Here is a 13,154-nt window from a genome sequence, read left to right as displayed (position 1 = left end):
GCAGGAGGGCGACGACATGCAATTCACCGAAGCCGCCGGGCCCAGCGCCCTGGACCGCGAGCGCGTGCTGGGCCGCCCGCTCGACCGCATCGACGGGCCGCTCAAGGTCAGCGGCCGTGCCCGCTACAGCTACGAGTACGGCAACGAGGTGCCCGATGCCGCCTATGGCTGGATCGTGCTGGCGGGCATCGCCAAGGGGCGCATCACGCGCATCGACACCGCCGAGGCGCAGCGCGCGCCAGGCGTGCTGCTGGTCTACACCTACGCCAACGTGCCGCGCATGGCGCCGAAAGGGCGCGCCAATGTGGTGTCGCAGCTGTCGGGCCCCGAGGTGCAGCAGCACGGCCAGGCGGTGGCCTTCGTGGTGGCGCAGAGCTTCGAGCAGGCCCGCGCGGCCTCGTTCCTGATCCGCATCGACTACGAGCGCGGCGCGGGCCGCTTCGACCTCGCGGCCGCGCAGGCGAGCGCCCCCAAGCCCGGCGACGACCCCAGCGCCGGCAGCGAGAGCGCGGCCGACACGGCGGTGGGCGACTTCCAGGGCGCTTATGGCGCTGCCCCCGTCACGATCGACCAGACGTACACCACGCCCGACCAGCACCCCGCGATGCTGGAGCCGCAGGCCACCACCGCGCGCTGGGATGGCGACCGGCTCACGCTCTACACCTCGCACCAGATGCCCAACTGGGCCGCCAGCGACGTGGCCGCCATGCTGGACGTGCCGGCGGCCCAGGTGCGCGTGGTCTCGGCCTTCGTCGGCGGGGGCTTCGGCTCCAAGCTGCGCACGCATGCCGATGCGGTGCTTTCGGCCTTCGCCGCGCGCGAGCTGCGCCGGCCGGTGAAGACAGCGCTGGCGCGCGAGCAGCTGCTCAACCACACGACGCGGCGCGCCGGGACCATCCAGCGCGTGCGCCTGGGCGCCACGCCCGACGGCCGGCTCACGGCCATCGGCCATGAGACCTGGACCAGCAACCTGCCGGGCCGCAGCTATTACGAAGGCGCCTCGCGCCAGACGCGCCTGCTGTACGCCGCCCCGAACCGCATGACGGCGCACCGCGTGGCCGCGCTCGACCTGCCCGAGGCCGCCGCCATGCGCGCGCCGGCCACCGCCAGCGGGCAGATGGCCTTCGAGGTTGCACTGGACGAACTGGCCGAAAAGCTGCGCATCGACCCGGTGCAGCTGCGCATCCTCAACGACAGCCCGCACGACCCGGAGCGCGGGCCGTCGCGCCCGTACTCGGGGCGCAAGCTGATCGAGTGCCTGCGCGAGGGCGCGCGGCGCTTCGGGTGGGACCGGAGAAGCCCCGAGCCGGGGAGGGTGCGCGACGGCCGCTGGCTGGTCGGCATGGGCGTGGCCAGCGCCATCCACCACCACTCAGTGCGCCCGTCGAACGCCAGGCTGAGCCTCGACGCGCAGGGCCGGCTGTTGATCGAGACCTCGATGACCGACATCGGCACCGGCACCTACACCGTGCTGGCGCAGATCGCGGCCGAGATGACCGGCATCCCGATGGACCGCATCGGCGTGCGGCTGGGCGACACCGCGCTGCCCATGGGCGCAGGCTCGATCGCGTCCATCGGCGCGTCGAGCGCGGGCGCCTCGGTCTTCGACGGCTGCCAGCAGCTGTGCCGCCTGCTGGCGCAGCGTGCCGGCTTCGATGCGCAGACGGCGCGCTTCGAGCGCGGCCGCATCGCCCTGGGGCGCCGCTCGCACGCGCTCGGCGAGCTGGCGGGCGCGGAAGGCCTCAGCGTGCTCGGCAACGTCGAGCCCGGCGACCTGCACCGCCGCTATGCGCAGGCCGCGTTCGGCGCCCACTTCTGCGAGGTGGGCGTGGACATCGACACCGGCGAGACGCGCGTGCGCCGCATGCTCGGCGTGTTTGCGGCGGGCCGCATCCTCAACATGAAGACCGCACGCAGCCAGGCCATCGGCGGCATGGTGTTCGGCGTGGGCGCGGCGCTGCACGAGGAGGCCGTGGTCGATGCGCGCCACGGCTACTTCGTGAACCACGACATGGCCGAGTACCTGGTGCCGGTGCACGCCGACATCCCCGACATCGACGCCGTGTACCTGCAGGACAGCGACGATCTGGCGAGCCCGATCAAGTCGAAGGGCATCGGCGAGCTGGGCACCTGCGGCTCGGCCGCCGCGGTGGCGAACGCCATCTTCAACGCCACCGGCGTGCGCGTGCGGAACTACCCGATCACGCTCGACAAGCTGCTGACGGGGCTGCCGATGCGTGCTTGAATGGCTTCGCCATGCCTGCCACCGCCTCTGTCGCCGCACTGACTCGCCAGCTTCTTCTTGCCGCTGCCGCCTTCGTCGCGCTGTCGCTCGCCGGCTGCGCGACGCTCCCCGACGAAGGCCCGCGCACCGCCAGCACCTCGCTGCCCGTGCAGGGCCCCGCGACGCCGCTCGACCGCATCGCCACCGCATCGATGCAAGGGGCCGAACCCGGCGCCAGCGGCTTTCGCCTGATGCTGGGCCTGGCCAGCATGGACACGCGCCTGGCGCTGCTGCGCGGTGCGCAGCGCTCGCTCGACCTGCAGTACTACCACCTGCACGACGACGCGACCGGCCGGCTGGTGCTGCGTGAGCTGCGCAACGCGGCAGCGCGCGGCGTGCGCGTGCGGCTGCTGGTGGACGACCTCTACACGCAAGACATCGGGCCGCTGCTCGACGGCCTGGGCGCGTACCCGAACGTGGAGGTGCGCATCTTCAACCCCTTTCCCACGCGCGGTGGCACGGCCGTGCGCTTCGGCCTGGCGCTGTTCGACTTCGCGCGCCTGAACCGCCGCATGCACAACAAGCTGTTCGTGGCCGATGGCGTGCTGGCCGTGGCCGGCGGGCGCAACCTGGGCGACATCTACTTCATGCGCGATGCCGACGCCAACTTCTTCGACTACGACGTGCTGGTGGCAGGCGCGGTGCTGCCGCAGATGGCAAGCCTCTTCGACGAGTACTGGAATGCGCCGCAGGTGCGCACGGCAAGCTCGGTGCTGCGCCCCTCGGCCGATGCCGAAGCCCTGCGCCGTGCCTTCGATGCGCGCGTGGACGGCGCCGACACGCCCGAGCCGGTGCCGTTTCGCACCGTCGATCCCACGGGCCGCGTCACCCTGGGCGACGAGCTGGCGGCGGGCCGCGTGAAGCTCGCGTTCGGCACGGCGCAGGCCTTTGCCGATGCACCGGCCAAGGCCTGGGGCCAGATGGAGACGCGGCGCCTGCCCAGCGGCGCGCTCATCGACACCAGCCGCCGTCTGCTGGGCGAGGCGGCGCAGCAGGCGCAGTCCGAGATCACGACCTCGTCGCCGTACTTCGTGCCAGGCCCGGCGGCGCTGGAGGGCATGCGCCGCAACGCGGCGCGTGGCATCCGGCAAACGCTCATCACCAATTCATTGGCCGCCACGGACGAGCCCGTGGTCCACACCGGCTACCGCCGCTACCGCGCGCAGTTGCTGCAGGGCGGCATGCGCATCCACGAGATCCATCCGAACGCGGGCCGGGCGCTGTTCGTCGGCAGCATCGGCGCCGGCGCGCAGGTGCGGCTGCACACCAAGGCGCTGGTGATCGACCGCAAGACGCTGTTCCTGGGCTCGGTCAACATGGACCCGCGCTCCGATGCGCTGAACACCGAGTTCGGCCTGCGCATCGACTGTCCCGCGTTGGCGGAGGAGGCGAGCGCCTTCTTCAACGAGCTGATGCTGCACGCCGCGTACCAGGTGCGCCTGAAGCCGGGCAGCGACGATGCGCTGGAATGGTGGCGCATCGACAGCGACCCGCCCGTCAGGGTGACGGATGACGAGCCCGGCGCGGACCTGCCGACCCGCGCCAGGCTCTACCTGCAGTCGCTGGTGATCCCCGAGTCGATGCTGTAGCGGGCCCGGTCTACCGGTCGAACGCGGCCTGCAGGTCTGCCTTGCTCGTGACACCGCGCTGCAGCTGCAGCATCAACAGCAGGCGCGCCTTCTGAGGGCTCAGGTCGCCGGCCATCACCGCGCCGGCTTCGTCGCTGGTCTTGCCGCCACCCACGAAACCGTAGACCGGCCGCGTGCGGCCGTTGTGCACGCGCGTGGAGACGACCACCGGCACGCCCTTGGACAGCGCGTACTTGAGCGCCTCGAACATCGAGACGTTCATGTTGCCCATGCCCACGGCCTGCACCACGATGCCCTTGGCGCCCTGGTCGACGGCGTAGCGCATGAGCGAGCCGTCGGCGCCGCCGAACATGGCCACGATTTCCACGCGCGGCATCTCGGCGCTGCCGATGTCGATGTGCTGGCGGCGCAGCGGCGCGCGCGTGAAGATGACCTTGTCGTCCCACACCTCGCCCAGGAAGCCGAAGTCGCCCGAATTGAAGGTCTCGACGTTGGCGGTGTGCGTCTTGGTCACGTTGCGCGCCGCGTTGATCTGGTTGTTCATCGCCAGCATCACGCCCTTGCCGCGCGCTTCGGGCGTGGTGGCGATGCGGATGGCGTTGAGCAGGTTGCGCGGGCCGTCGAAGTCGGGCGACGAGGCGTTGCGCTGCGCGCCGATCAGGATCACCGGCTTGTCGGACTTGACGGTCAGGTCCAGCCAGTAGGCCGTTTCTTCCATGGTGTCGGTGCCGTGCGCGATGACGACGCCCGCCACCTCGGGGCGCGCGAGCGCGTCGTCGACGGCCTTGGTCAGGCGCGTCCACCATTTCGCCTCGATGTAGTTGGACGACATGGCCGAGAAGTTGTTGACCTCGATGGTGGCGTACTTGCCGGCATCGGGCACCGTCTGCATCAGGTCGTCGCCCGAGATCGCGGGCACCACGCCCTTGGTGACAGGGTCGATCTTCATGGCGATGGTGCCGCCCGTGGCAATGAACTGCACGACGGGCCGTGTCTGCGCCTGCGCGTGTGCCGAGGTGGCCACCGCCGCCAGGCCGATCGTCGCCAGTGCCAGTGTCCTCTTCAGTGTCTTCATGGGTGTCCTTGTGTGGTGGTGAAGATGAGCGAGCCGTTGCGCCCGCCGGCCGCCCGGCCATCGAGCCGGCGCGGTGACGGGCGAGGGGAAACAGTACCAGCAAGCCCGCCGCGACGGGCGGGACGTGAAGAAGACCATCCGTTTTCTCGATGGATTCCATCGAATCAAACAGGCTTCCGCGAGAGATGCCTGGCTCCTACGCTAGCGCCATGTCATCGAAGTTGAGTCTTCGTTCTTCGCCCGCCGGCGTTCGGCGATTCCTTTCCAGGAGATACCCATGAGCAAAGTTCTTGTCCTGTACTACTCGTCCTACGGCCACATCGAAACGATGGCCCGGGCCATCGCCGAAGGCGCCCGCAGTGCCGGTGCCGAGGTCGACATCAAGCGCGTGCCCGAGACCGTGCCGCTGGAGGTCGCGAAGGGCGCGCACTTCAAGCTCGACCAGTCGGCGCCGGTTGCCGCCGTGGCCGACCTCGAAAAGTACGACGCGATCATCGTCGGCACCGGCACGCGCTTCGGCCGCATGTCGTCGCAGATGGCGGCGTTCCTGGACCAGGCCGGCGGCCTGTGGGCGCGCGGCGCGCTCAACGGCAAGGTGGGGGCGGCCTTCAGCTCGTCTGCCACGCAGCACGGCGGCCAGGAGACCACGCTGTTCTCGATCATCACCAACCTGCTGCACTTCGGCATGACCATCGTGGGCCTGCCGTACAGCCACCAGGGCCAGATGAGCGTGGACGAGATCGTCGGCGGCGCACCCTACGGCGCCACGACCGTGGCCGGCGGCGACGGATCGCGCCAGCCGACCGAGATCGACCTGGCCGGCGCCCGTCACCAGGGCGAGCTGGTGGCCAAGACTGCGGCCAAGCTCTTCGGTTGAGCGCCGGACCGCCAAGGAGAACCACCATGAACCAGCAGAACACCGCAGGCGAAGCGGCCAAGGCCGTCGTGCGCCGCAACACCGAAGAGGTCCAGGGCGGCGGCAACTACGCGCTCTTCGACCAACTCTTTGCCGACAGCTTTCTCGACCACACGCCGCAGCCCAACTGCACGCCGGACAAGGCGGGCGCCCTGGGCCTGTACAAGACGCTGCGCGCCGCGTTCCCCGACTTCCATGCCGACATCCATTGGCAGCGCGTGGACGGCGACGTGGTGACGACCTTCAAGACCTACCACGGCACGCACCAGGGCGAGGTGTTCGGCATCGCCCCCACGGGCCGCAAGATCCACTTCGAGACCGTCGACGCGATGCGCGTGCAGGACGGCCAGATCACGGAGCACTGGGGCGTGGCGAATCTCTTTTCGCTGCTGCAGCAGCTCGGCGCCTGGCCGCCGGCCGCCCCAAGCGCCGGCCCGGGAGCACGGCAATGACCGACATCCTCAAGGACAAGGTCGTCGTCGTCACCGGCGCCGCCAGCGGCATCGGCCGCGCGATCGCCATCGGCGCCGCGCAGCACGGCGCCAGGGCGGTGATCGTCTCGGACATCACCGAAACGTCGAACGAAGGCGGCCGCACCACGACCTCGGAGATCGAGGCGCTGGGCGCGTCCGTGCGCTTTCACCGCACGGACGTGAGCCAGCGCGCGCAGGTCGATGCGCTGGTCGAGGCGGCGGCGGAATTCGGCGGTGTCGACGTGATGGTCGCCAACGCCGGCATCACGCTGCGCTCGGACGGCCCCGACGTGGCCGAAGATGACTACCGGCGCCTGATGAGCGTCAACCTCGACGGCGTGCTGTTCAGTGCCCAGGCGGCTGCACGCCAGATGAAGGTGAACGGCAAGGCCGGCAGCATCGTGCTGATGGCCAGCATGGGCGGGATCGCCGGCGCCGGCATGACCGTGGCCTATTCCACCAGCAAGGGCGGCGTGGTCCTCATGGCCAAGGCCCTGGCGGATGCGCTGGGGCCCGACGGCATCCGCGTCAACGCGGTCGCGCCCGGCGTCATCGACACCCACCTGGTGCGCACGAACCCGGGCATCGCCGCCGCGTCCGAAGGCTTTCGGCAGCGCACGCCGCTGCGCCGGCTCGGCAAGCCGTCCGAGATCGCGGACGCGGTGGCGTGGCTCGGCTCGGACATGGCCAGCTACGTGAGCGGCATCGCGCTGCTCGTGGACGGCGGCTTGCTGTCCGTGATCTGAACCGCCGAGACAGGAGAGACACCATGTACGCCGAGCCCGTGAACCCGAAGAACCAGCGCCTGGACACCGCGGACGCACTGACGCTGATGCGCGTGCCGCCGAAGTTCGACGTCACCGAGTGGCCGCGCCAGGTCGAGGCCTTTCTGCAGGCGACCGAGAAGCCGCTGCACCGGGCCATCCTGAAGAACTACCTGCGGCATCTGCTGCTGGAGGTGGCCGGCTACTGGGACCGGATCATCGTGCCCGAGCTCACGGTCGACGAACCCGAGTACCGCGTGGGCGACCGGGGGACGGTGCACGTCTTGTCGGGCAGGGCGGCGGTGGAGGGCTTCTACCGGCAGACCTTCGAGACCCGGCAGAACGTCATGGGTGCCCGGACGATGAACATGGGCGTGGAAGACTACGGCGTGACCACCGAGGCCGTCTGGACGCACGTGGTGCCCGGCGCCTGTTTGAAGGACCACCCGGTCGATGCCGACCCGCAGGCCTGGTACCTCATGAACCACCACCTGTTCCAGATCTTCACGTACACGCGCGACGCGCAGCCCAAGCTGATCTCGGAGCGCATCTACGACGATCCGCAGAGCTACAGCTACGAGAAGCTCGCGCCCGCGGATGTCGTGACGCCGGAGATGGCACGCGCGCAGCTGGCGCCGTTTCTTGCGCGGGCGACGCTGGCGTAGCGCCGCCTGGCTTCATCACGCGCGGGCGGGCGCATCGGCCTGCTTGAGCTGCTCGAGGAACCAGCGCCCGGCCGGCCCCGGCGGCGCATCCTTGCGGTAGGCCGCGAACATCGCGATCGGCGGTGTGCGCGGCTGGAAGTTCTCGATCTGGATCTGCACCAACGCACCCGTGTCCAGATCGTGCCGCACCATGGCCTGCGGCATGTGCCCCCAGCCGAACCCCGCACGCAGGAAAGCGTGCTTGGCGCCCAGGTCCGCCAGGCGCCAGGTCGAGGGTGAGAAGACGCCGTAGCTCTTGCCGTCCGACAGGCTCGTGCGGTCCGTGAGGACCAGCTGCACGTGCTCTTCCAGCTCGCGCATCCGAATCAGCCCCTTGCGGCGCGCCAGCGGATGCGCGCTGCCCGTCACCGTGACCATGGGCACGTCGAGCAGCTTCTCGGCCTCCACGGCATCGGGCACGACGGGCATGGACCCGATGATGCCCAGGCGGCACGTGCCCTGCAGCACGGGCTGGATGACGGCGCCCAGCGCTTCCACGTAGAGGCGAAGCGGCGTGTGCGGAAAAGCCGCGCGGAACAGGCCGACGGCCACCGTCAGCGACTCCATCGGGTACATCACGTCCACCGCGACCGACAGCTCGGGCTCCAGCCCTTCGGCCATGGTGCGTGCCTTGGCCTTGAAGCCGTTCATGCTGCTCACGACCACGCGGGCCTCCGCGAGGAGGGCGGTGCCTTGCTCGGTGAGTTGCGGGTAGCGCGCTGAGCGGTCGAACAGCTGCACGTCGATCTGCGCCTCGAGGTTGGCCAGCGTCTGGCTGACCACCGACTGCGCCCGCCGCAGCTTGCGGCCCGCCGCCGAGAAGCTGCCTTCGTCCGCCGCGGCAATGAAGGTGCGCAGCTGGTCCATGGATAAGCCGTCGAGCATCTATCGTTCCTTTGGATGGGTTGCATCGAAAGATATAGGCTTCTCAGGGGGATGTCCAGCTCCTAACCTTCAGGCCATCTCATCACCTGAAGGAAATTTCATGGAGCACGCCCTCAGCGAATCCCCGCCAGTCCTGTCTGTCCAGACGCGCCGCATCGTGGCCCGCACCCGGGGCCGGGCGCACGGACCGGTCACGCGCGTCGTCAGTCCGTCGGACATCGGCGAGCTGATCAAGCCGTTCGTCTTTCTCGACTACTTCGATTTCAAGCCCACGGGCAACGCGCTGTTCCCGATGCATCCGCACTCGGGCATTGCGACGATCACCGTGCTGCTCTCGGGCGACCTGCGCTACGAAGACACCACCGGCGCATCGGGCACCCTGTCCGCGGGCAGCGTCGAATGGATGCGGGCCGGCAACGGCGTGTGGCACGACGCGAGCCCGAGCGGCTTCGAGCGCTTCCAGGGCTACCAGGTGTGGGTCGCGTTGCCGCGCAGCCTGGAAAACCGCATGGCGCACAGCCAGTACCTGCCCGCCGAGGCCGTGCCGCAGGCCGGCCCCGCCCGCATCGTGCTGGGTCGCCACGAGGGCGCGCACAGCCGCGTGGCCGCGCCGGAAGGCATGAACCTGCTGCATGTGCGGCTGGCTGCGGGCGAACGCTGGCGCTACCAGCCGCCCGCGGGGCACGACGTGGCCTGGACCCACGTGCACCGCGGCGAGCTGCGCGTGGCCGGCGACCGGCTGCAAGGCGAGCTCGCGGTGTTCGACGAATCGAACAGCGCCATCGATTTCACTGCCGAAGGCGACACCGACTTCATCGTCGGGTCGGCCGTGAAGCACCCGCACGACCTCGTGCTGGGCTACTACTCCGTCCACACCTCGCCCGAGGCGCTGCAACAAGGCGAGGCGGAAATCGCCCGGCTCGGGCGGCAGCTTCGTGCGGACGGACGCATCCGTTGACTCGCCGTTCGGTTTTCAGTTTCTTCAACCCCTGTGCTTTCAATCCACTGACTTACTTAGGAAATTCATCATGACCACGACCACCACTTCCACCACCCAAACCACCGTCCTGCCTTTCGTCGGACGCATCCTCCTGGCGGCGATCTTCATCGTCAGCGCCCTGGGCAAGATCGCAGCGCCCGAGGCCACCCAGGGCTACATCGCATCGGTGGGCCTGCCCGCGCCGCTGCTGGGCTACCTGGCGGCCATTGCGATCGAACTGGGCGGCGGCCTGTTGCTGCTGGCGGGCTACCGCACCCGAGTCGTCGCGCTCGGGCTCGCCGTGTTCTCGATTGCCTCCGCGCTCATCTTTCACCACGCGCTGGGCGACCAGAACCAGCTGTTCCACTTCCTGAAGAATCTCGCGATGGCCGGTGGCCTGGTCCAGGTCGTGGCCTTCGGCGCCGGTGCCTTCAGCATCGACAACCGCAAGCAGGCGCTGCGTCATTCGCTGGTCACCCGCTGAGCTGACGTGAACACAAGGCCCGCCCCAGCGATGGGGCGGGCTTTTTTCGTGGGTACGGGGGAGGCGACCCCTGGCAGATTGCATTGGAAGCCGGCCGCCATCCATCGTTCGAATCGATGGCTCGGATCGAGAAATTCAGGCTTCTGCGGGAGGCGAAATCTCCCTAATCTGTCACTTGAATCACCCACCAGGAGATCGACATGAAGCTCTGGAATTTCATCGACAAGCACCACGAAGACCTCGGCGTTGCGCTCTTCATTCTTCCTTGCCTGCTGACGGCATTTGCGACGGCCGGGATCGTTTTCGGCATCGGCCTGCTGTTCCGCTAGGACCTCGCGGTATCGGCGTTGGGGCGTCGGGTGGAGGAGGGCGGTCGATGCTTCCGCCCTTCGCGTTCGCCGACTTCAAGGACGAAAAAAAAGCCCGCCAGTGCTGCTGGCGGGCTTTTCTTTCATATGGAAGCGCCGAAGGCGCGTCGGGTCACGGCACCAGGATGGCCGACCCCGAGCGACTGCGGGCTGCGATGTCCGCGTGCGCAGTGGCCGCGGCCGACAGCGGATAGCGCGTGACCTCGATCTGGCCGAAGACGCCGGCACGCAGCGCATCGAACACCGCGCGAGTCGCCTGGGCGCGCGCATCGCCTTGCAGATGCTGCGCCATCGGGCCGCCGAGCACCTTCACACCCCGGGCCCCGAGCGAGGGCGCGTCGATCTCGGGCGCACCGGAGGCTGCGCCGATGTTGACGATCGTCCCGCCGTCGCGAACGCTCGCTTGCGAGGTCGCGAAAGTGGCTTTTCCGACGAACTCGTAGACGACGTCGACACCCTGCGGTGCGATCGCGCGGATCTGCGCCGCGAGGTCGGCGTCGCTGGAAACCAGCGCGTGGTGCACGTCAGCGCGCAGGGCATCGCGCTTGCCAGCACCCGCGGTGCCGATGACCGTGGCGCCCCGGGCCTTGGCCCATCGTGCGAGCAGCAAGCCGACGCTGCTGGACGCGCCCTGCACCAGGATCGTCTCGCCGGCTGCTTGCAGGCGGTGGAAGCCGTTCAGTGCGGTCCATGCCGTCAGGCCCTTGGTCAGCACGGTGGCCGCCTGTTCGGTCGTGATGTCGTCGGGCAGCTTCACCAGCGCCTCGGCGTCGATCAGCCGGTCGGCCGCATAGCTGCCCGGCGCCAGGAAATAGGCCACGCGATCGCCCGCGGCGAACGTCTCGACGCCGGGACCGACAGCTTCGACCACGCCGGCACCCTCGACGCCCGGCACCGACGGCAAGGCCACCGGGTAGATGCCCTGGCGAAAGATCGTGTCGATGAAATTGACGCCGATGGCGTCGTGGCGCAGGCGCACCTGGCCGGGACCCGGCGCGCCGACGCTGCGGTCTTCCACCTGCAGGACTTCGGGGCCGCCGTAGGCGTGGAAACGGATGACTGTGCTCATGATGGGCTCTCTTCTGGACGTAGGGGGTTGGGATGGTTGTCAGCAGGGCGCCCACGTCGGCGATCTGCGTGTCCGAAGAGTAGGGGCGCTCCATCCATCGGAACAGCCTGTTTTTCTAGATAGGTTCTATCGAGATGAAAGATGGATCGCCAACGCGGGGCGCGCCATTCGCCCGACGTTCAGGAGAGCCGCACATGCAGAAACTGCACGGCGGACTGGACGGCAATCCTTAGGCGAACTCAATGATCAAGCGATGGAATATGCATTGTGGACCGGCATGACCGTCTCTAACCTTGGGCGACATCCTCCACCGCCCAAAGCTTCGACATGTCTTTTGACGAACCGGCCATTCATGACTTTCACGCCCGAACCTATCCGCTGAGAATTCACTCGGGGACGGATGCGCTGATCGAACTTCCCCGGGAACTCCAGCGCGCCGGCGCCTCCCGTGCGCTGATCCTGTGCGGGCGCAGCGTCCGTGAGCGCACCGGGCTCACGCAAGTGATCGAGACCTTGGCGGGTGGCCGCATCGTCGGCATCTTCTCGGGCATCTCCGAAGGCGCGCCTGCGGAGTGCCTCGAGGAGGCTGCTGCGAAGGCGCGCGAGGTGCAGGCCGACGCGCTCATTGCTGTCGGTGCAGGCAGCGTGATCAAGGGCGTGCGCATCGTTGCCATGTTGCTCGGGGAGAACCGGTCCCTGCTGGAAATGGCAACGGTGCATCGCGATGACGAGCCGCCGGTGAGCCAGCGCTTGGCTGCGCCGAAGATGCCCATCTTCAATGTGCTGACCTCGCCAACCTCGGCGCAGAACCGTGGCGGTTCGGCAGCGCGCTATCGTGGATCGGCGCATCACCTGGAATTTTTCGATCCGAAGACCCGACCACGCGCGGTGTTCTGGGACACGAGGGCGCTGGCCACTGCGCCGGCGGCGCTCGCGCGCTCCACGAGCTTCGAGGTCTACTGGTGGGCCTTGATGTGCATGGGGGCCTTGCGCACAGCCAACCCGCTGGTCCAGGCCAGTCGACGTCACGCGTGGGAGCTGGCACGACACGCTTATCCGAAGCTGGGCGAAGCGGACGATGCGGCTGCCCGGATCGACCTGTGCGCCGCTGCGTTGCTGCAAAACCGCGACGAGGAAGATGGCGGGCGGCCCTGGTCATGCCAGCTGCTGGCGCGCGCGGCCTACGCATCCGCCGTCGGCGTCTTCAACCACTACGAAGGGGTGACGCAATCGCGCGGCTATGCGGCCTTTGCACCGGCCATGATCCGTGAACTGGGCGCGGCAGTGCCCGAGGTGGCGCACGCGATGGGCGAGGCATTGGGTATGGAACTGCCATCGAGCGGCAATGGCACCGAGGCGGCCGCGCAGGTCGCGGCGCAAGTGGCACGCAACTTTCAGGCGCGAGGGTGGCGGACTGACTTGCACGATTGTGGAATCCCCGCCGCCGATGCGCCCCGGCTACTCGCGCTCGCACTGCGCAACTTCAACGCCAATCACGACCGGCTGCTGGATCGCCATCGCGAGGCGATGCTCGCCGCCATCACCAGGACGATTGCTCTCTAGC

Annotated in this window: 13 protein-coding genes; 10 read left to right on the top strand and 3 right to left on the bottom strand. The window is 68.7% G+C overall.

Features of this window, described 5'->3' with window-relative positions:
- Positions 1-16: 16 nt before the first annotated feature.
- Together AC07Q9_RS09655 and AC07Q9_RS09650 are read left to right on the top strand one after the other, a co-directional pair.
- A complete protein-coding gene (locus tag AC07Q9_RS09655) occupies positions 17-2,245 on the top strand; it encodes a molybdopterin cofactor-binding domain-containing protein (protein WP_495309022.1) in 2,229 nt (742 codons plus the stop codon).
- Between the two features lie 11 nt (positions 2,246-2,256).
- Positions 2,257-3,873 (top strand): phospholipase D family protein, encoded by a 1,617-nt coding sequence (locus AC07Q9_RS09650; RefSeq protein ID WP_495309020.1) that lies wholly within the window; start codon positions 2,257-2,259, stop codon positions 3,871-3,873.
- Between the two features lie 10 nt (positions 3,874-3,883).
- Here AC07Q9_RS09650 and AC07Q9_RS09645 read toward each other — a convergent pair whose 3' ends face one another.
- Positions 3,884-4,948 (bottom strand): asparaginase, encoded by a 1,065-nt coding sequence (locus tag AC07Q9_RS09645; RefSeq protein WP_495299964.1) that lies wholly within the window; start codon positions 4,946-4,948, stop codon positions 3,884-3,886.
- A 277-nt stretch (positions 4,949-5,225) separates the two neighbouring features.
- Between AC07Q9_RS09645 and wrbA the strand changes: the two genes are divergently transcribed.
- The 4 genes from wrbA to AC07Q9_RS09625 are packed head-to-tail and all read left to right on the top strand — an operon-like array spanning position 5,226 to position 7,766.
- Positions 5,226-5,825, top strand: a complete 600-nt coding sequence (gene wrbA, locus AC07Q9_RS09640; RefSeq protein WP_495309018.1) for an NAD(P)H:quinone oxidoreductase — start codon at positions 5,226-5,228, stop codon at positions 5,823-5,825.
- A gap of 26 nt (positions 5,826-5,851) precedes the next feature.
- A complete protein-coding gene (locus AC07Q9_RS09635; RefSeq protein ID WP_495309016.1) occupies positions 5,852-6,316 on the top strand; it encodes an ester cyclase in 465 nt (154 codons plus the stop codon).
- Positions 6,313-7,083: an SDR family NAD(P)-dependent oxidoreductase gene (locus AC07Q9_RS09630; protein WP_495309014.1), complete on the top strand. Its 771-nt coding sequence runs from the start codon at positions 6,313-6,315 to the stop codon at positions 7,081-7,083. Before AC07Q9_RS09635 ends, AC07Q9_RS09630 begins: the two co-directional genes overlap by 4 nt.
- Positions 7,084-7,106: 23 nt before the next feature.
- The gene (locus tag AC07Q9_RS09625) at positions 7,107-7,766 is read left to right on the top strand and encodes a hypothetical protein (RefSeq protein ID WP_495309012.1); all 660 of its coding nucleotides are present in this window, start codon (positions 7,107-7,109) and stop codon (positions 7,764-7,766) included.
- Positions 7,767-7,781: 15 nt separating this feature from the next.
- Here the strand turns inward: AC07Q9_RS09625 and AC07Q9_RS09620 are convergent, their stop codons facing one another.
- Complete coding sequence (locus AC07Q9_RS09620; RefSeq protein ID WP_307636464.1) at positions 7,782-8,690, bottom strand: LysR family transcriptional regulator; 909 nt, start codon at positions 8,688-8,690, stop codon at positions 7,782-7,784.
- Positions 8,691-8,790: 100 nt separating this feature from the next.
- On the opposite strand from AC07Q9_RS09620, the gene AC07Q9_RS09615 reads away from it, so the two are divergent.
- The 3 genes from AC07Q9_RS09615 to AC07Q9_RS09605 all read left to right on the top strand — a co-directional run bounded on the left by AC07Q9_RS09615 (position 8,791) and on the right by AC07Q9_RS09605 (position 10,482).
- Positions 8,791-9,648 carry a pirin family protein gene (locus AC07Q9_RS09615; protein WP_495309010.1) on the top strand — a complete coding sequence of 286 codons (858 nt, stop codon included), beginning with the start codon at positions 8,791-8,793 and terminating at the stop codon, positions 9,646-9,648.
- A 70-nt stretch (positions 9,649-9,718) separates the two neighbouring features.
- The gene (locus tag AC07Q9_RS09610) at positions 9,719-10,153 is read left to right on the top strand and encodes a DoxX family protein (protein ID WP_495309008.1); all 435 of its coding nucleotides are present in this window, start codon (positions 9,719-9,721) and stop codon (positions 10,151-10,153) included.
- Between the two features lie 200 nt (positions 10,154-10,353).
- A complete protein-coding gene (locus tag AC07Q9_RS09605) occupies positions 10,354-10,482 on the top strand; it encodes a hypothetical protein (protein WP_307636462.1) in 129 nt (42 codons plus the stop codon).
- Positions 10,483-10,633: 151 nt separating this feature from the next.
- On the opposite strand, the gene AC07Q9_RS09600 is transcribed toward AC07Q9_RS09605, so the two are convergent.
- Complete coding sequence (locus AC07Q9_RS09600) at positions 10,634-11,590, bottom strand: quinone oxidoreductase family protein (RefSeq protein WP_495309006.1); 957 nt, start codon at positions 11,588-11,590, stop codon at positions 10,634-10,636.
- Between the two features lie 327 nt (positions 11,591-11,917).
- Between AC07Q9_RS09600 and AC07Q9_RS09595 the strand changes: the two genes are divergently transcribed.
- Positions 11,918-13,153, top strand: a complete 1,236-nt coding sequence (locus AC07Q9_RS09595) for an iron-containing alcohol dehydrogenase (RefSeq protein WP_495309003.1) — start codon at positions 11,918-11,920, stop codon at positions 13,151-13,153.
- Position 13,154 lies beyond the last annotated feature (1 nt).

The organism is Variovorax sp. GW821-FHT09A10, from assembly GCF_059418385.1.
Note: the sequence above shows the minus strand (reverse complement) of the source record. Positions and strands in the feature narration are given on the sequence as shown.